Origin of the sequence: Gordonia gummivorans (assembly GCF_022513585.1) — a bacterium.
Classification (GTDB): domain Bacteria; phylum Actinomycetota; class Actinomycetes; order Mycobacteriales; family Mycobacteriaceae; genus Gordonia.
The window spans coordinates 19,888-38,573 of the sequence record NZ_JAKWBF010000040.1 but is presented as its reverse complement, the minus strand read 5'-3'; the positions used below and the strand labels follow the sequence as shown (position 1 = coordinate 38,573).

The following is an 18,686-nucleotide window of genomic DNA, read 5'->3' as shown; positions in this document are numbered from 1 at the left end:
AAGGCGACACGTGACCGACGACCGTTCCCTCGCCGGTGATCTGGCCACCGCTGCCGGTGAGTTGCTGATCGACGTCCGGGCCAACAGCGGACTGAGCGGCAAAGAGCTCGGCCGCGCGGGTGACCTGCGTTCCAACGACTATCTGCTCGACCGCCTACGCGCCGAGCGGCCGGATGATGCAGTGCTGTCCGAGGAGTCGGCCGACGACAAGTCGCGATTGTCGGCGCCCCGGGTCTGGATCGTCGACCCCGTGGACGGCACCCGCGAGTACGGCACCGAAGGCCGGTCGGACTGGGCTGTCCACGTGGCGCTGTGGTCGTCGGACACGGGGCTGATCGTCGGCGCGGTTGCCTTGCCCGCGCTGGGCGTGACCTACGTCGACGATGCGTCCCCGATCGCCCCTGTGGCCGGGTTGGCCGCAGAGCCGAAGGGCGAGCGCGTGCGGGTTGTGGTGAGCGGATCGCGGCCGCCGGTGTTCTCCCAGGATGTCGCCGATGCGCTGGGCGGCGAGGTGCTCTCGATGGGATCGGCCGGAGCCAAGGCGATGGCGGTGGTGCGCGGCGAGGCCGACGCCTACGTACACGCGGGCGGGCAGTACGAGTGGGACTCGGCGGCGCCGGTCGCGGTCGCGCGCGCAAAAGGTCTGTGGTGCGGTCGGATCGACGGCTCCGAGCTGGTCTACAACCGCGACGACACCTACCTACCGGATCTCGTCATCTGCCGACCGGAGCTGACCGAGACGATCATCAAGGTGACCTCCGCCCACGCCTGAGCCTGGTTCCGTGGAAACGAAGCCAACCTCCGCTGCCTGAGGTGCGACGAGCCCGTGCGAGGAGCCTCGAAGGCCTGGTGACTGTTTGTGCGTGGTCGCCCAATTGCTGTGTCTCACCTGCCCTTAGAGGCTCTCGGCTAGCGCCTCGAGCACCTCAGGGAGCGGAGGGAACTATTCGAGTCCGCGCGCCGAAATCTTCACCCTGGCTCGGGGAGCGGAGGGCGGTCTCCGAGTCGGTGCGTTCGAAGATTGTTGCGTCTGAACGGTCAACGGGTGCGCGTCAGTGGGTGAGGATCACCTTGATGCCGACCACGGCGGTGGCCAGAATCAGGACGGCGATCGCGCCTCCGAGGGTTGCGCGCGACGGACGTTCGCCGTTGAGGCGGTCGATGACGAACACCGTGCCGGCGATACGGGCCAGGATCACCACCTCGGCAACGAGTTGCGCGGTGCGGGGTTCGAGCCAATCCAGCAGTCCCGCAACCAGTATCAGGCAGGGGAGCACCGCCGAGGTGAGGATCGGCACCGAGTTGCGCAGATGGTGGAGGACGGACCGGGGTGTGGTGTGTTCGGACCCGTCCAACACCTGCCGGCCGAGTGTCTCGGCGAAGACGTGGGCCAGGAAGGTCGACGCCGCCGTGCCGAGAAGCACAAGCACACCGAACTTCTCGCGTTCTGGATCGATAGGGATGATCGCGGCGAGGATCAGGATGTTGCCGTAGATGTAGGCGCTGATCCGGGCAGCGGCGCTCTCGCGGTCCAGCGGGTTGTTGCGTGAGAACAGCGGACCGTGCAGAAGTGTCTTGCGTGGAGCCTGTGAATCATCTTGGGACACGATCGAATCCCTCCGTCACCGCGCGACTTCGGGCAGTCGTTCGATGATGCCGGCGACCGTGTCGTCGGGCAGGTTCAAACACATAGTGGCCACGACGCCGGCGACCAGGCGTTGATTCTGCTTGACCCCGAGTTCTTTGACGACGGCGACCCGCGTGGCCTCGTCGAGACCGCGGTACTCGCGGCACGTCATCGACTTCGAGTTCGCGGGGGCATCAACCGTCGGCAGGTCACCGGTGGTGATCGGCAGTCCGGGGATCGACGACGCCGGTACCGACTGCGATGTGCCGGCGGTGTCGTCGGAGTCCGACGAGCACGACGTGAGAACCAGGCCGAGCGATGCGAACAACGCGACCACGAAGATCAATCGTCGTCGAACCGTGCGCTCGAACATCCACACCTCGTCTCTCGTCAACGGTTGAGTCCCGACAATACGCCCGACAGCGCGGCCTGCACGTCGCAGGACTCGATGCGCATGAGGTCGTCCTGTGACAACGAATTGATGTCCGGTGCAGTCGAGAGTCGGTACTCGCGCTCCTCCTCGGCGGCTTCGATGATGTTGCGGATGAATCGCCCGTTGCCGGCCAGGTCGCTGGCTCGCCGTATGGTGCCGCCCTCGGTTCGGATGTCGTGATACAGAGGGGTGCAGGCCTTTTCGATCTCCACGACCGCTTCCGGGGTGAGCGCCGAGTCGCGTCGCGTGGCGATGAACTCACCGATCCGGGCCAGTTCGTCGGGCGTGTAGGAGTCGAACCGGACGCGCCGCGCGAACCGGGACGACAGACCGTCGTTGGCCGCCAGGAAGCGGTCGATCTCCGCGTCGTAGCCCGCGATGATCACGACGAGACGGTCGCGGTCGTCCTCCATCCGCGCGAGCAGGGTGTCGACCGCCTCCCGGCCGAACGCGTCGCCACCCGACAGTCCCTGCTGGATCAGTGTGTATGCCTCGTCGATGAACAGCACACCGTCCATCGCCGAATCGATCAGCGCCGACGTCTTGATCGCCGTGCTACCCAGGTGCTCACCGACCATGTCGCGCCGCGTCGCCTCGACGACCCGGTCGGACTTGATGAAACCGAGGCCGCAATAGATCTTGGCGACGATGCGCGCGATGGTGGTCTTGCCGGTTCCGGGCGGCCCGGTGAAGGCGAGGTGCAGGCTCCGCGCGGACGTCGACAGCCCGCGGTCGGCGCGGACGCGAGCCAGCATCGACGCCGACTGCAGTTTGGCGACCTGCTGCTTGACCGACTCGAGCCCGATCTGCTCGGACAGTTCGCGCTGCGCGTCGGTGACCATCGCGTCGGGCGTGGGCGAACCGTCGGCGCCCGTGGACTCGCTGCCCGGCGCCGACGACGGGTCCCAGCGGTCGGTGCGCTCGGCGATGGATTCCGGAGTGGTGACGCGCAGGCGGATGCTCGGCGAGCGAAGTGCCTCGCCGGCCGCGGTCAGCGAGGGGTCGCGGGCGAAGACCTGCTCGAAGGTCGCGCGGGCCTCGTCCTCGTGGCCCTGCTCGCGCAACGCGAGCCCGTAGGCGTACATCGCGCGGGTGGTGCACGCCGGGATCGGACCGTCGATCGCGTTCTTGAGCCGACGCATGCCTTCGCCGAGCATGCCCAGCTGGATGCACGCGCTGCCGGCGAGGTAATCGGCCACCGCTTGCATGTAGGTGTCGCCCCACCGCGGCGCACCCGTCAGAGCGGCGAGCACGTCGGGCCACCGCTGAGTGCTGAAGTGGAGTACTCCTCGGATGAACTCGACGATCGCGACGGGTTGGGCCGCGACCTCGTCGAGCACCTGCTCGGCGCCGGTGTGGTCGCGTCCGCGGATGAGGCTGCTCGCGTAGGCGGCGGCGGCCTCGATCGGGTCGGACACCGGGTAGTCGATGAACATCCCGGTGTAGAAGCGGCCGACCAGGGTGCGGGGTGGTAGTCCGAGCCGACGCTGCTCGGCGCCGATCGAATGGCGGGACCGGTAGAGCCCCAACAGCACCTCGTCACTGGCATCCCCGCAGGCCAGACGGCCTATCCAGGCGTCTCCCTGCTCGGGATCCCACTCGCTGGCACGGGTGAACGCCTTGGCCGCCTGCGCCGGGTTGTGCACCGACTCCTGACCTTCGAGGGGGATGTCGAGCGAGAGCACACCGAGTTCGAACAGCGCCCTCGCCTTACGGATGTCGGCCATCGGCCCCCCCTGCCTGCCGTCGCGGTGACGCGACTCCTACCTGCCCGCGCAACAGATTATCGCCTGGAACGCACACGACGGTGATGTAGTGCACCGCCCGCTCGCCTCGCGCCAAATGGGTCCGATTTGGCATGCCCACATAGACTTGGTTCGTGAGCTCCAGTTCCCACCACACAGTGGACACCGTCGCGACCGCAGCCCAAACCCCGGACCAACCGCAGCCCTTCCGCGAACTCGGTCTGAAGGACGACGAGTACGCCCGGATTCGCGAGATCCTGGGCCGCCGGCCGACCGACGCCGAGCTGGCCATGTACTCGGTGATGTGGTCGGAGCACTGCAGCTACAAGTCGTCCAAGGTGCATCTGCGCTACTTCGGCGAGACCACCACCGACGAGATGAAAGCGAGCATGCTCGCCGGCATCGGCGAGAACGCCGGTGTCGTCGACGTGGGTGACGGGTGGGCGGTCACCTTCAAGGTCGAGTCGCACAACCACCCCAGCTACGTCGAGCCGTACCAGGGGGCGGCGACCGGTGTCGGCGGCATCGTGCGCGACATCATGGCGATGGGCGCACGTCCGATCGCGGTGATGGATCAGCTGCGCTTCGGCCCTGCCGACGCCCCCGACACGCGGCGAGTGCTCGACGGTGTGGTGCGCGGCGTGGGCGGCTACGGCAACTCGCTCGGCCTGCCCAACGTGGGTGGCGAGACCGTCTTCGACGCCAGCTACGCGGGCAACCCGCTCGTGAACGCGCTGTGTGCCGGGGTGCTGCGGACCGAGGATCTGCATCTGGCGTTCGCCTCCGGTGCCGGCAACAAGATCATCCTGTTCGGCGCGCGCACCGGCCTCGACGGCATCGGTGGGGTGTCGGTGCTGGCGTCGGAGACCTTCGACGACGACGGGGAATCCTCCGGACCGAACCGCAAGAAGCTCCCGTCGGTGCAGGTGGGCGACCCGTTCACCGAGAAGGTGCTCATCGAGTGCTGTCTCGAGCTCTACCACGCCGGTCTGGTGGTCGGCATCCAGGATCTCGGCGGTGCCGGATTGTCCTGTGCCACTTCGGAACTCGCCGCTGCGGGCGATGGTGGCATGCACATCGACCTGGAGAAGGTGCCGATGCGGGCGGTCGGGATGACGCCTGCCGAGGTGCTTTCCAGCGAGTCGCAGGAACGCATGTGCGCGGTGGTGACGCCCGAGAACGTGGACGCTTTCCTCGACGTCTGCCGCAAGTGGGATGTGCTGGCCACGGTGATCGGTGAGGTCACCGACGGCGACCATCTCGTCATCACCTGGAACGGCGAGACCGTCGTCGACGCCCCGCCGCGCACCATCGCGCACGACGGCCCGGTGTACGAGCGGCCGGTCGAACGGCCGGAGTGGCAGGACGCCGTGATCGCGTCGAGTTCGGCGTCGTTGACGCGGCCGAGCACGTCGGACGAGTTGCGGGACACGCTGCTGAGGATGCTGGCCTCGCCGGCGCTGTGCAGCCGCAAGTTCATCACCGAGCAGTACGACCGCTACGTTCGCGGCAACACGGTCCTCGCCGAGCACGCCGACTCCGGCATGATCCGCATCGACGAGACCAGCGGCCGTGGAATCGCTTTGGCCACCGACGCGTCGGGCCGCTACACGTACCTCGACCCGTATCGCGGGGCGCAGCTCGCGCTCGCCGAGGCGTATCGCAATGTCGCGGTGTCTGGCGCGGTGCCCAAGGCGGTCACCAACTGCCTCAACTTCGGGTCGCCAGAGGACCCCGCCGTCATGTGGCAGTTCCAGCAGGCCGTGCGCGGGTTGGCCGATGGCTGTGCCGCGCTCGGCATCCCGGTGACCGGCGGCAACGTGAGCTTCTACAACCAAACCGGCTCGACCGCGATCCTGCCGACCCCGGTGGTCGGCGTCCTCGGCATCATCGACGACGTCCGCAGGCGCATCCCGACCGGCATCGGTACCGAGCCGGGCGAGACCCTGATCCTGCTCGGCGACACCCGAGACGAGTTCGACGGCTCGATCTGGGCTCAGGTCGCCCACGACCACCTCGGTGGCGTGCCTCCTCAAGTGGACCTCGCGCGCGAACGCCTGCTGAGCGAGATCCTGGTCGCCGGGTCGCGCGACGGTCTCATCTCCGCGGCGCACGACCTCAGTGAGGGCGGGCTCATCCAGACCGTCGTCGAGGCTGCGCTGGCTGGCGAAACCGGTTGCCGCGTACTGCTTCCCGAGGGTGCTGACCCATTCGTCTGGCTGTTCTCCGAATCGGCCGGCCGTGTGCTGGTGGCCGTGCCGCGCACCGAGGAGTCGCGGTTCGTCGGGATGCTCGATGCTCGCGGGATGCCGTGGACGCGGATCGGCGTCGTCGATCAGGGCAGCGACTCGGTGGAGGTGCAGGATCACTTGTCGGTGACGCTCGACGAGTTGCGCGGCGTTCACGAAGGTACGTTGCCGAAGCTGTTCAGCTGATCCGAGGAGTTCGGGGCCGGGTCGCGGACACAGGTTTCTCGCCAGGGCTTCGAGGCTCGTCGCCAGGGCTCCTCGCTCCTCAGCCGGCGGGGAGGCCTGGTCTTTCCCATCGCCTGCGCGATCCTGGCGATGGTGCCGAACACCGGGCGGTGGATCGAGTCGGGCTGAGCAACGTCCTCAGCCGCGGCCCACTCGCGCCACGACGCCCTCCGGGTCGTCGGTGGTGATCTGGTCGACGCGCAGCTCGAGGAGGCGTCGGATCAACGCGATCGATCGTCGGTCGACCCGGTTGACCGTGTACCCGTCCACCATTCGGTCCGCCGCGTGGAACGCGCCGATCAGGTCGACGCCGAGGTGGTCGGCCGCGATGATGAGCCGGTTCTCCAGGTACACCATCTCGGCTCGCGGCGACGCGGCGACCGCGCGTCCGACGAAGCCGTCGAAATCCTGTGAGCCCAACACCGCATCGACGGCGCCGTGATGGCACGGGTCGTAGCCGACCCGAACGTCGGGTGCGGCGTCGGTCAGTCGGGTCACCGCGGCTGCATCGCCACAGGACAGGATCATGTGTCGCGCAAAGGGTTCCACCGCTCGAGCGAAGGTCTGCACGGCGTCGGCATCCAAGGCTTCATCGTCCTCCTTGAAATCGAGCTGCAGCAGGGCGTCCGGCGCGACCTCGACGTCGGCGAGCAGGTCGGCGAGATCCTCGAGGAGCAGGACGCGCTGCGACAGTCGACGGCCACGATTGGACCGCAGGCACAGCGCTCGCAACTCGTCGGACGACAGATCGGCTACCCGGCCGCGACCGGTCGTCGCGTGATCGACGGTCCGATCGTGCAGGATTGCGTACCCGCGGTCGGCGTGCAGGACGAGGTCGACTTCGACGCTCGCGCCGAGCCGCATGCCCTCGACGATCCGCGACGCGGTGAACGGCGGGTCGCCGGGCCGCCTGCGGGCGCGATGCCACTTGATCCAGGTCCGGTGGCCGTCGCGTTCGAGGAACAGCGGTGCTGGGGTGGAATCGGGAGTCTTGGACATCATCGTCGACATTAGTGGTGTGTCCCCAACACGCAGACAGAAAGTGAAACATGTTCTAGTTTGGGGTCATGACACTTCGTGTGGTCGAGTGGTCGACCGGAACCGTGGGCAGGCATGCGATCGCCGGGATCGACACCCGGCCGGATCTCGAACTCGTCGGGGTGTGGGTGTCCGACCCGGCGAAGGTGGGATGCGACGCCGGCGAGTTGGCGGGGTTGGGTCGCGAACTCGGGGTGATCGCCACCAACGACCGGGACGCGCTGGTCGCGTTGGCGCCGGATTGCATCGTGCACACCGCGATGACCGACGATCGGATCTTCGAGGCCATCGAGGACCTGATCTTCTTCCTGGAGTCGGGGATCAACGTCGTGTCGAGTGGGCCGGTGGTCCTGCAGTTCCCGCACGGCATCCTGCCTGCGGAGATGGTGTTGCGGATCGACGACGCAGGTCGCCGGGGCGGGGCCAGCCTGCACGTCAACGGCATCGATCCCGGCTTCGCCAATGACGTTCTACCGCTGTCGATGACGAGTCTGTCGCAACGCATCGACGAGATCCGCTGTCTCGAGATCGCCGACTACTCGACCTACTACCAGCCCGTGGTGATGTCGTCGATCTTCGGTTTCGGCCAACCGATGGACTCGACGCCGATGCTGTTCACGCCGGGCGTGCTGTCGATGGCGTGGGGTCCGGTGGTGCGGCAACTCGCGGCCGGACTCGACCTGACCCTCGACGAGCCGCTCGTCGAACGCGTCGAACGGGCCGCAGCCGACCGTGACTATTCGACGGTGTCGGTCGAGATTCCCGAGGGCACGATGGCCGCGGTGCGCTTCGAGGTCGTCGGGCAGGTTGACGGCGTGGACCGCGTCGTGCTCGAGCACATCACCCGCACACATCCCGATCAGTGCCCGCAGTGGCCGAAACCGGTCGAGGGCGACGGTAGTTACCGGATAATTGTCTCCGGCGAACCGCAGATGAAGGTGGAGTTCTCCCACCACGGTGAAAACGGTGACCACAACGTGTCCGGGATGATCGTGACGGCCATGCGGCTCGTCAATTCGGTTGCCGCCGTGGTGAATGCGGAGCCGGGACTGATCACGGCACTCGACCTGCCGCAGGTGTGGGGTCGGGGACTCGTATCGGCGCCGTCGGTCGAGCCGGCGGGTTCCGCTTTGTGAATTGATTCAATTCGCAAACTCGCGACGGTGGTCTCCTTCTACAGTGTGTTTGATCATCGGTTGAATTCTGCATCCGTGATCCACACTGTCAACCACGGAAAGAGTTGCCGCCAGGAGGAACCGCCTCATGTTGATCGACGTTGTCGGGGATGAAGTGATCGAGAGCCGGGGGGCGGAAGAAAAGGGTGGCGACAGCCGCGAAGGAGCCGGCAGCGACGTCGCGGTCGTTGATGATGCGGTCGTTGATGATGCTGCCGTCGACGAAGCTGCTGTCGGCGAGGTTGCGACGACCGGCGAGTTGGACGTCATCGATGCCGACGGGGACGAGGGCGTCCCCGTCGCGGAGCCTCCGAAGATCTTGGGCTACTGGACGTACAACGGGATCGCGATGCAGCTGGTCGACGGCGTGCTGCATGGTTCGGTGTCGCTGAACGACAGTCATGCCGGCCGGCCGGGGTGGGCCTCGGGTGGCGTCGTGGCGAATCTGTTCGATGAGTTGCTGCTGGTGGCACTGGCGCCGCATGCGCTCGACGTGAGATCGAGTCGGATCGAGGTGGACTTCCTGGCCCCGGTGCCCCTTCACGAGCGGATCACCTTGAGCGCGTGGGTCTCCCACCGCGAGGGGCGGCGCGTGTACACGGCTGCGTCGCTGCATCTCGGTGCGCGGGTGCTCGCGCAGGCGATGGGCGCGTACTTCGTGGTGGGAGCGCGGGCCACCAGATGCGCTCCCCGATGACCGTCATCGCGGCCGGGACGAGGACAGTGCGCACGATGGCGATGTCGAGGAGCAGGCCGACGCCGACGGTGAACCCGATCTGCACCAGATTGAGCACCGTCCCGCTCATGAGTGCAAACATGGTCAGCGCGAACACGATTCCGGCTGTGGTGATCACCCCGCCGGTGCTCCCGAAGCCGCGGATGATCCCGCGGACCATGCCACCTCTCGCGGACTCCTCCCGGATCCGCGCGGCGAACAGCATCGAGTAGTCCGCGCCGACGGCGATCACGGCCATGAACGACACCGGAATCACCGACCAGTCGAGGTCGAAGCCGATCAGGTGCTGCCACACCAGGACGCTGATGCCGGCCGCCGACGCGAAGGACAGCACCACGGTGGCGACGAGCAGCACCGGGGCGAGGACGCTGCGCAGCAACACCATCAAGATGAGCAGCACCGCGATGACCGCGACCGTCGCGAACAACAGGAAATCCCGGATCACCTGATCGCGCATGTCCATCGAGAGCGATGCCAGACCGGTGGTCGACACTTGAGCGTCGGCCAGGGACGTGCCGGCCAACGCCTGATGGGCCACGTCGGGGAGTTCTCGACTTGCGCGCATCGCTTCCTGGCCGTACGGGTTGACATTCCACGTCACGAGCAATCGGGCGGTGCGTCCGTCGGGCGAGATCAGGAGTCGGCTGCCCGCGACGAAACGCGGATCGCGCATCGCTTCAGCCGGCAGATAGAAGCCGGCACCGGGGCCGGTGTGGGTGGCTGCCCCCATCGTGTTCAGATACTGCGAGGCGCGTCGCAGTCCATCGGTGAGCCGGCCGGTCAACGCCACTGTCTTGTCGGTTCCGGCCTTCACCTGTCGCAATCCGGCCGCGAGTTCTGTCAGCCCAGACGACAACTCGCCCACTCCATCGGTGAGGCGGGTCAGATCCGACCGCACCTGCGCCGGTGTGCGACCAGCGAGCTGTCTGATCAGAATGTCGACGGTGGTGAGTGCGGCTCGCAGGTCGGGGAGCGCGGCGGCTACACGATTCAGCGCTTCGGGCGGAGCCGCGGCAATCGCGTCCGCCGCCTGCAACGCGGCACGCGCCCGTCCGCCGAGCGCGCGATCGAGCTGTTCGAAGGCGAATCGTGCGGCCAGACAACGAGGATCGGTCGCACACCGCGCCGTCGGTCTTGATGTCAGCACGGGATCGAACACCACACCGAGGCGTCGCAGTGCGGCAACGGCGGCGGCGTCGCGGGTGTTCAGGGTGGACACCACTTCGGTCACGGTGCGCAGTGCGGTCCGTAGGGCGGGAAGTGACCCGGCCACGGTCTGCCCGCCGGTGGCGATGCTCACGATGTGCTCGGCGTGCTCGAGTCCGGTGAGGACAGTGCCCGCCATCGTCGCGACCTCGGTGGTGCCCGCGACGAGTTCGGGCATTCGTGCTGTCGCGCCATCGGCCCCGGCCGACAGTGCTGTCACGCCCTCGGCCAGACGCCGTAGTTCTGGCGTCGCGGTGACCATCTGTCGGTGGGCGTCGCCGAGCTGCCGGCCGATGACACCCGCCTGGTAACCGGTGGCGGCCTCGGGGAGCGGCCGCCCGTCGGGCCGGGTGATGGAACGGACCACGGCCACCTGTGGAACGTTGGACAGTGCGATGCCGGCCAGCTCGAGCGCCGCCAGATCGCCGGTGTTGCGCAGGTCGTGCGCGCTTCGCACGGTCACATATTCGGGTGCAATCTCGTTGTGGCCGAAATGCTTACGCACGGCCTCGTACCCATCCTTGGAGTCCGTGGCGTAGATCGCCATGGCCGCCTCGTCCCAGTTGGTGCGGAATGTGACGGTGATCAGCGCGGTGCCTGCCAGAAAGATCAACGCGACGGTGGTGTACACGCCGGCGTGGCGGATCACGCGAGCGCCGCGCCGCCGCCACGCGCGCTCGGTCGAGCGGCGCGGCTCGGCCAATCCTCGTCGCCCGGCGAGTGAGAGCAACGCGAAAGGGGCTGTCAGCGACACCAGCAGGGTGATGACGACCGCTAGTGCCGTGGGTGGGCCGGCCGTCGTGAACATGCCGATCTTGGTGAACGCCATCGCCGTGCACGCCGCCGCGATCGTGCAGGCCGACGCGACGAGGATCGGTGCGGTGCGGCCGACCGCGCGCGCCGTGGCGTCGCCGACCGACGACCCGCGCCGGCGGCCCTCGTGATAGCTCGAGATGGCGAAGATCGCGTAATCGGTGCCGGCGCCGAGCACCAGCGCCGTCATGATCGCGACGGTGAAGTTCGAGATGGATATCCATCCGGCGGCGCCGAACACGGAGATGATCGGGCGCACGACCGCCAGCGACAGGCCGATCGTCGCGAGCGGGATGAGTGCGGTGACGAGGTCGCGATAGGCGAGCAGCAGTAGCAGCGTGATCAGTACGACGGACACCGCGGTGATGATCAGCAGGGAGACGTCGATGGCCGAGAAGAGGTCGGACAAGGTCGCGGCCGGACCGCTGTAGTGCACCGCGAGGCCGTCGGGCTTCGCCATGCCGTCGATCACCGCTCGGATGCCGACCGTGCTGTGGTGGGCGCGGGTTGAGCCGACCGAACCCTGCGCTGCGACGGTCATCTGGACGGCCTTTCCGTCCGGGCTCAGCGCGACGCCACGGGTGACCGGGTTCCCGTAGGTGTCGAGAACATAGGCGACGTCCTCGTGGTCGGCGACGAGCCTGCGCACGAGTTCTCGGTAGTAGCGCTCGTCTGCGGGGCCGAAACCGTTCTCGTTGACGAGAACAACGCTGCTCACCGCGTTCGAGGCGGACACTTCGAAGTCCGACGCCATGCGTTCGAGACTGATGTTGGCCGGCAGGTCGTCGGGCACGAAGTCGGCGGAGTTGTTGGCCACGGTCCGTTCGAGTTGTGGCACAGCGATGTTGAGGATGGCCGCGACCGCGATCCAGCCCAACATGATCAGTCCTGCGTGGCGGTGTGTCCACGTTCCCAGAGCTGTGAATGTGCGGCTTTGCCCGTGCGCCACGTCGATTCCCCCCACCCCTACTATGTATGCCGGTTGGCATAGCGAAGTGGAGCGACGTTAACCGTTACCAAGAGTTACGGTCAATCGGTTGACGTGCTGGTCACAGAGCAGTCGGCAATATGGCACAGATCACATTGTCACGAAGTCCAGGTGTGAACGGGCTCGCCCTCGTGCATCTGCGTCACGTAGTCGCGCAGCATCCCGGTGAGCGCCTGATGGCGCGACTCGCCCGCCGACTCCCGTGCGGCCACCGCCGCGCGCTGCCACACCGACCCGGTCTGCCGCGTGATGCATCGGCCCTCGATCACCGACAGGTACCGGGTGCGAGCCTTACCCGACACCCCGAAGGAACGCAGTCCCTCGTCGGCGAGGGGCAGCAGGCGGCGCAGGGTCAGCTCGTCGGGGCGCACCCATCCGACGTTGGGCCAGTAGATCTGTGATTCGAAGCCCGCTCTCGCCCCGGCCTGCAAGTTCTCGGCCGCCGCGTTGAACGACATCTGCGACCAGAGGGGACGGTCGGCCTCGACGAGTCCGCGGACGACGCCGTAGTAGAACGCGGCATTGGCGAGGATGTCGACGACGGTGGGGCCGGCGGGCAGCACCCGGTTCTCGACGCGCAGGTGCGCCTGCCCGTCGACGACGTCGTAGACGGGCCGATTCCAGCGGTAGACGGTGCCGTTGTGCAGACGCAGCTCGTCGAGGGCCGGGATCTCGCCGTTGTCGAGTTGTGCCAGTGGGTCGACGTCGGTGGAGACGGGCAACAGTGCGGGGAAGTAGCGGGTGTTCTCCTCGAACAGGTCGAAGATGGTGTTGATCCAGCGTTCGCCGAACCACACCCGCGGCCGCACGCCCTGATTCTTCAACTCCAGCGGCCGGGTGTCGGTGGCCTGCTCGAAGACCGGAATTCGGCTTTCGTGCCACAGTGCGGTACCGGCCAGGAAGGGTGAATTGCCGGCCAGCGCCACCTGGATTCCGGCGATGCTCTGCGCTGCGTTCCAGTGCGCGGCAAAGTCTTCCGGGGCCACGCGCAAGTGAAGCTGGAGAGAGGTGCAGGCCGCTTCGGGAAGGATCGAATCGGTGGAGGTGTGCAGGCGTTCGCTGTTGGAGTGGTCACCGAGGGGCACACCGGCGATGTCGATCTCGATGTCCTCGCCGCGTGCGGCGAAGATCTGCTGATTGAGCAGGTCGTATCGTGGATTTGCCGAAATCCATTGGTGGGCAAAGTGTTCGGTCTGAAGGGTGGGCAGGGTGCCGACCATCACGAGGTGGTTGTGGGTTTGTGCTGCGCGTTCCTCGGCACGGTTCAGCGACGTGCGCAAGGCCTGTTCGAGCGAGATCGTGTCGTCGGCGAAGAACGGCCGCGGCGAGACGTTGATCTCGATGTTGAACTGGCCCAACTCTGTTTGATAGTCGGGGTCGGCGATCGCGTCGAGGACGGTGGCGTTGGCCATCGCCGGCTGCATCTGTTCGTCGACGAGATTGAGCTCTACTTCCATGCCGAGCAGCGGCTCGGGTGGTTGGCCGTGATCGGTGAAAAGTCCGTCGGACAGCATCCGCGCGATGGCCTCGGTTCCGCGCCCAACTTGACGGCGAAACCGCACGCGGTCGGCGCCGGTGAACTGTTGGGAGGTCACATCGGTGCCCATGGCTCAATACTGCCCGATCACCGAGGCTCCGACCGGGCTTTGCGATGCGGTGATGCAAGATGGCCCGGTGCCACCGCATAAGAAGGTCGACCCCGCCGAGGTTCGCGCTGCGGTGCTCGCGATCCGCGCGTGGCTGACCGACGACGATGCGCCCGAGCCGTCGCGACCGGAGATCGCCGCTGCGGTGCGGACGACCGCGCGGACCCTGGCGCAGGTGGCTCCGGGCAATTCCGTCGAGGTTCGAGTGCCGCCGTTCGTGGCGGTGCAGTGCATCGAGGGTCCGCGCCACACACGCGGGACGCCGCCGAACGTCGTCGAGACCACGCCACGCACCTGGCTGCTGCTGGCCACCGGGCTGCTGGACTTCGACCTTGCCGTCGCCGAGGGTCTCCTCGACGTGTCGGGACATCGCGCGGGCGACATCGTCGACTGGCTTCCGATCGTGCCGTTGTCGAGCTGATCGGGCGAGAACTGGAGTTGATTTGGAGAACGCGAGTGCTGTAGCACTCGCGTCTTCCGATTCGGCACCGGTTGTCGCGAGGCGACCTTCCCGCCTCCACGATCGTCGCCGTCCGGCCGAATGACCGCGATGTGCGGGATTCGGATTCGTCGTCCGATACTCGGTCCGTGGTTCAACGAACTGGGAGTCCCGTCGGCGCCGATCGCGAGAACGCGCATCAGAAGTCGCTGCGTGGTGCTCGTCGCGGTGTGTGTCGGATTCTCGATGCTGAGTCGGCGCGCCACCGCGGCGACGCGCTACCGGGTCGCTTCGCGCTGGAGCGTCGTGTGTGTGGTGGTCGTGCCCCCGATCGGGTACGCGATCCTGTTCGGATTGCTTACGCTGGTCGGTCCGCTGCCCAGCGACGCACCCATCCGTCGCGTCGCGTATCTCCTCGCTCTTCCGACGATCATCGGGATTCTCGTCGGGTTGAACTTCTGCACACTCCTCGCGGCGACGGCGGTAGGGGTCACGACACGTCGGCGATTCGCCAAGTGGAACGAGATCGCGGCGATTGTGTTCACGCGTGGCGACGATCCGCGCAGCTTCGAAGTGGGCGTCCTGGTCAAGCCCGGCGCGAATCCTCCCTGGTCGACGCCCATGCCGGTGCGTGAGGGTGAGGTGCTCACCGATCTACCGTTGCGGGTGCGGGTCCCGCGGTCGAAGTTCTCGGCCGACCGTCTCGCGTGGGCCATCGACCGGTTCGCCGATCCCGGGACCGCGCTGGTCGAACGGACTGCGATGGGCGTCATCGTGCATCGCCAGGGTGCGTTTCCTCACCCCGCGGGACGTGATCGGAATAACTGAGTACCCCACGCCGCTGCATGATTCGCAATCGATGGCTACCGGCACGTAAACTTCAAGACGTCTCCCAGCCCACCGATGTGTTGGCCCCGATCTCGCAGCCCAGGGAGCTCGTTGATGACCGACTTGTCGATCCACAGCCGAAACTTGATGGCCCCTACCCACAAGTGCCCGTCGGGCGCTTCGATGGACGAACCGGAGAACGAGCCGCGCGAGGAGTGCGGCGTCTTCGGGGTGTGGGCGCCGGGCGAGGATGTGGCCAAACTCAGCTACTACGGCCTCTATGCGTTGCAGCATCGTGGTCAGGAAGCCGCGGGTATTGCCGTCGGCGACGGCTCGCAGGTGCTGGTGTTCAAGGATCTTGGCCTCGTCAGCCAGGTGTTCGACGAGCAGAACCTTGGTGCGATGGTCGGCCACGTCGCCATCGGGCACTGCCGATACTCGACCACCGGCTCGACCACCTGGGAGAACTCCCAACCGATCTTCCGCACCACCGACGCAGGTACCGGCGTCGCCCTCGGACACAACGGCAACCTCGTCAACACCGCGGAACTGGCCAGCCGCGCCCGCGCCGCCGGCGTGATGAGTTCGGCCGCGACGTCGGACTCCGACATCGTCGGCGCCCTGCTCGCGCACGGTGCCGCCGACAGCACCATCGAGCAGGCCGCGATGGAGCTGCTGCCCACGCTGCGCGGCGCGTTCTGCCTCACCTTCATGGACGAGCACACCCTCTACGCGGCCCGTGACCCGCACGGCGTGCGTCCGCTGTCGCTGGGCCGCCTCGACCGCGGCTGGGTCGTGGCATCCGAGACTGCGGCCTTCGACATCGTCGGCGCCTCGTTTGTCCGCGACATCGAACCCGGTGAGCTGCTCGCCATCGACGCCGACGGCGTGCGCAGCACCCGCTTCGCCGACGCGACCCCGCGCGGCTGCGTCTTCGAGTACGTCTACCTGGCACGTCCCGACAGCGTCATCCATGGTCGGTCGGTGCATTCGGCGCGAGTCGACATCGGCCGACGCCTGGCCCGCGAACATCCCGCCGAGGGTGATCTCGTGATCCCGGTTCCCGAGTCCGGCACGCCCGCCGCGGTCGGGTTCGCGCAGGAATCCGGCATTCCCTACGGCCAGGGTCTGATGAAGAACGCCTATGTGGGCCGCACCTTCATCCAGCCGTCGCAGACCATTCGGCAACTCGGTATCCGGCTCAAGCTCAACCCACTCAAAGAGGTCATCCGCGGTAAGCGGCTCGTCGTCGTCGACGACTCGATCGTGCGTGGCAACACCCAGCGCGCTCTGATCCGGATGCTGCGCGAGGCCGGGGCGGCCGAGATTCACGTGCGAATCGCGTCGTCGCCGGTGCGTTGGCCCTGCTTCTACGGCATCGACTTCGCGTCGCCCGCCGAGCTGATCGCCAACGGCATGGACTCCGAGGAGCACATGGTCGAGGGTGTGCGTCAGGCGATCGGCGCCGACTCGTTGGGTTACATCAGCATCGACGAGATGATCGCCGCGACCAACCAGCCCGCGTCGGCACTGTGCGCGGCCTGCTTCGACGGCGACTATCCCATCGACCTCCCCGAGGAGACGTCGATGGGCAAGGCCGTGCTCGAACACATGCTGGCCAACGCGGCCGGCGACGCTCGAATCGATCCGCTGACGGCGCAGAACGACAACGTCAGCGCCGTCATGCGCCCCTGACACTCACCAGGATGCGCTCGGGTAGCGTGTGAGCCGTCCGTACGAGGCGTACAAGAGAACAGGGGACTGCGCTGATGACCGAGCGTGATGGTGCTGCCGACGGATCGACGGACGCACCCGAACATGCGTCGTACGCGGCCGCCGGAGTGGACATCGACGCCGGTGAGCGAGCGGTGGAACTGTTTGCCCCGCACGCCAAACGCGCATCGCGTCCCGAGGTACTCGGTGGGCTCGGTGGATTCTCCGGCCTGTTCGCCCTCAAGGGCAACTATCGCGAGCCGGTGCTGGCCGCTGCCAGCGACGGTGTCGGGACCAAACTGGCCATCGCGCAGGCCATCGACAAACACGACACCGTCGGCCGGGACCTGGTCGCCATGTGCGTCGACGACTTGGTCGTCTGCGGCGCCGAACCGCTGTTCCTGCAGGACTACATCGCCGTCGGCAAGGTCGTTCCGGAGACGGTCGCCCAGATCGTTGCGGGTATCGCCGACGGCTGTGTGGACGCCGGATGCGCCCTGCTGGGCGGCGAGACCGCAGAGCATCCCGGCCTGATGCAGGACAACCATTACGATCTGTCGGCCACCGCGGTCGGCGTGGTCGAGGCCGACGCGATCCTCTCGCCGGACAAGGTGCGCGCGGGCGACGTCGTGATCGCGATGGGATCGTCGGGCCTGCACTCCAACGGCTACTCGCTGGCCCGCAAGGTGCTGCTCGAATGGGGGCACATGGACCTGTTCGGCGAGGTCGAGGAGTTCGGACGCACGCTGGGCGAGGAACTCCTCGAACCGACGCGCATCTACGCCCGCGACTGCCTGGCCCTGACCGCCGAGGCCGACGTGCGTACCTACGCTCACGTCACCGGTGGTGGCCTGGCCGAGAACCTGGCCCGCGTCATCCCGACCGGGCTGGTCGCCGAACTCGAACGCGGCACCTGGACGCCCGCACCGATCTTCTCGATGATCGCCCAGCGCGGTCGCGTCGCCCAGTCGGAGATGGAACGCACCTTCAACATGGGCGTCGGCATGGTCGCCGTGGTTGCCCCCGAGGACACCGATCGCGCTCAAGCCGTGCTGACCGCCCGGCACGTCGACAACTGGGTACTCGGCACCATCAAGCGATCCGCCGAACCCCGGAACTCCGACGCTGCCCGCGTGACGCTGGTGGGAGAGCACCCGCGCTTCTGAAGCTCCGATGGCGGAGGAACACCCGTCTGCGACTGCGGTGCCGCCCGTGACTCGACGAGTTCGGTTACCACCGCGCTGAACTGGGCACATGCGGTAGTGCCGTGCCCGCAAAATCTAGGGGAAGAACTTCTTCCCCGGGGTTCGTAGTCGTCCGCGAGAACTTTCTGGGGGAGGACTCCAAGGGTAGGGGACGAAGTTTCTTCCCCTACTTTTGGGCGCGCGTGCCTGGCGTCCCGTTCTGCGGGTGGGTCGCTGACCCAAGCAAGAGACCCCTCCACCGGAGACTGGTCACCTATTTCGGAGACAGACACACCACTAGCGCCTCCAGACTGCTCAGGGTGCGGTGGAAGAACCGAGATGAATGATCTCGGTACGACGAAGCGCGCCACATGTGGCGTCGTTGTCGAAACAGGATTGACCGTCAGATCGAACGGTCAGGGGGTGAGGGCAGGCGGCGCCTCAGGCGTGCCGCCACTCCTCTTCTTCAGCCCACTCGTCCACCGGATCCGGACGATCCACCGGATCGCTGGAACCCGACAGCTCGCGTTGCAGGCTGTCGAAGTCGGTGTTCGGAGTGGAGTACTTCAGCTGACGAGCAACTTTCGTCTGCTTTGCCTTCGCCCGGCCGCGGCCCATACGGGACCCCCTCGCACAATGAC

Annotated in this window: 14 protein-coding genes and 1 pseudogene; 8 read left to right on the top strand and 7 right to left on the bottom strand. The window is 66.9% G+C overall.

Annotation, left to right across the window (positions count from 1 at the left end; genetic code table 11):
• Positions 1 to 10 precede the first annotated feature (10 nt).
• A complete protein-coding gene (locus MKW15_RS21975; RefSeq protein WP_240862105.1) occupies positions 11 to 772 on the top strand; it encodes a 3'(2'),5'-bisphosphate nucleotidase CysQ in 762 nt (253 codons plus the stop codon).
• Between the two features lie 280 nt (positions 773 to 1,052).
• Here the strand turns inward: MKW15_RS21975 and MKW15_RS21970 are convergent, their stop codons facing one another.
• The 3 genes from MKW15_RS21970 to eccA are packed head-to-tail and all read right to left on the bottom strand — an operon-like array spanning position 1,053 to position 3,787.
• Positions 1,053 to 1,607 (bottom strand): hypothetical protein, encoded by a 555-nt coding sequence (locus MKW15_RS21970; protein WP_240862104.1) that lies wholly within the window; start codon positions 1,605 to 1,607, stop codon positions 1,053 to 1,055.
• A 15-nt stretch (positions 1,608 to 1,622) separates the two neighbouring features.
• Positions 1,623 to 2,000: a hypothetical protein gene (locus MKW15_RS21965; RefSeq protein ID WP_240862102.1), complete on the bottom strand. Its 378-nt coding sequence runs from the start codon at positions 1,998 to 2,000 to the stop codon at positions 1,623 to 1,625.
• 17 nt (positions 2,001 to 2,017) lie between these two features.
• A complete protein-coding gene (eccA, locus tag MKW15_RS21960; RefSeq protein WP_240862100.1) occupies positions 2,018 to 3,787 on the bottom strand; it encodes a type VII secretion AAA-ATPase EccA in 1,770 nt (589 codons plus the stop codon).
• A 176-nt stretch (positions 3,788 to 3,963) separates the two neighbouring features.
• On the opposite strand from eccA, the gene purL reads away from it, so the two are divergent.
• Positions 3,964 to 6,240: a phosphoribosylformylglycinamidine synthase subunit PurL gene (gene purL / locus MKW15_RS21955; RefSeq protein WP_374247901.1), complete on the top strand. Its 2,277-nt coding sequence runs from the start codon at positions 3,964 to 3,966 to the stop codon at positions 6,238 to 6,240.
• Between the two features lie 177 nt (positions 6,241 to 6,417).
• Here the strand turns inward: purL and MKW15_RS21950 are convergent, their stop codons facing one another.
• Positions 6,418 to 7,278 carry a glycerophosphodiester phosphodiesterase gene (locus MKW15_RS21950; RefSeq protein ID WP_240862096.1) on the bottom strand — a complete coding sequence of 287 codons (861 nt, stop codon included), beginning with the start codon at positions 7,276 to 7,278 and terminating at the stop codon, positions 6,418 to 6,420.
• A gap of 68 nt (positions 7,279 to 7,346) precedes the next feature.
• Here MKW15_RS21950 and MKW15_RS21945 point away from each other — a divergent pair, with 68 nt between their 5' ends.
• Together MKW15_RS21945 and MKW15_RS24610 are read left to right on the top strand one after the other, a co-directional pair.
• Positions 7,347 to 8,453, top strand: a complete 1,107-nt coding sequence (locus tag MKW15_RS21945) for an NAD(P)H-dependent amine dehydrogenase family protein (protein WP_240862095.1) — start codon at positions 7,347 to 7,349, stop codon at positions 8,451 to 8,453.
• Positions 8,454 to 8,580: 127 nt separating this feature from the next.
• A pseudogene (locus MKW15_RS24610) lies at positions 8,581 to 9,048 on the top strand (hypothetical protein); the annotation flags it as partial.
• On the opposite strand, the gene MKW15_RS21935 reads toward MKW15_RS24610, so the two are convergent.
• Together MKW15_RS21935 and MKW15_RS21930 are read right to left on the bottom strand one after the other, a co-directional pair.
• Entirely contained in the window at positions 9,044 to 12,196 is a 3,153-nt protein-coding gene (locus MKW15_RS21935) for an MMPL family transporter (RefSeq protein WP_374247891.1), read from the bottom strand. The pseudogene MKW15_RS24610 and the gene MKW15_RS21935 overlap by 5 nt on opposite strands.
• Positions 12,197 to 12,333: 137 nt before the next feature.
• The gene (locus MKW15_RS21930; protein ID WP_240862091.1) at positions 12,334 to 13,842 is read right to left on the bottom strand and encodes a glutamate--cysteine ligase; all 1,509 of its coding nucleotides are present in this window, start codon (positions 13,840 to 13,842) and stop codon (positions 12,334 to 12,336) included.
• Between the two features lie 67 nt (positions 13,843 to 13,909).
• On the opposite strand from MKW15_RS21930, the gene MKW15_RS21925 reads away from it, so the two are divergent.
• The 4 genes from MKW15_RS21925 (at position 13,910) to purM (ending at position 18,027) form a co-directional block, all read left to right on the top strand.
• Complete coding sequence (locus MKW15_RS21925) at positions 13,910 to 14,302, top strand: sterol carrier family protein (protein ID WP_240862090.1); 393 nt, start codon at positions 13,910 to 13,912, stop codon at positions 14,300 to 14,302.
• Between the two features lie 120 nt (positions 14,303 to 14,422).
• Positions 14,423 to 15,148, top strand: coding sequence for a hypothetical protein (locus MKW15_RS21920; protein ID WP_240862088.1), 726 nt, complete (start codon positions 14,423 to 14,425; stop codon positions 15,146 to 15,148).
• 114 nt (positions 15,149 to 15,262) lie between these two features.
• Complete coding sequence (gene purF, locus MKW15_RS21915) at positions 15,263 to 16,843, top strand: amidophosphoribosyltransferase (protein WP_240862086.1); 1,581 nt, start codon at positions 15,263 to 15,265, stop codon at positions 16,841 to 16,843.
• A gap of 74 nt (positions 16,844 to 16,917) precedes the next feature.
• Positions 16,918 to 18,027 carry a phosphoribosylformylglycinamidine cyclo-ligase gene (gene purM / locus MKW15_RS21910; protein WP_240862083.1) on the top strand — a complete coding sequence of 370 codons (1,110 nt, stop codon included), beginning with the start codon at positions 16,918 to 16,920 and terminating at the stop codon, positions 18,025 to 18,027.
• 459 nt (positions 18,028 to 18,486) lie between these two features.
• On the opposite strand, the gene MKW15_RS21905 is transcribed toward purM, so the two are convergent.
• The gene (locus tag MKW15_RS21905) at positions 18,487 to 18,663 is read right to left on the bottom strand and encodes a DUF3073 domain-containing protein (RefSeq protein ID WP_240862080.1); all 177 of its coding nucleotides are present in this window, start codon (positions 18,661 to 18,663) and stop codon (positions 18,487 to 18,489) included.
• Between the last annotated feature and the right edge of the window lie 23 nt (positions 18,664 to 18,686).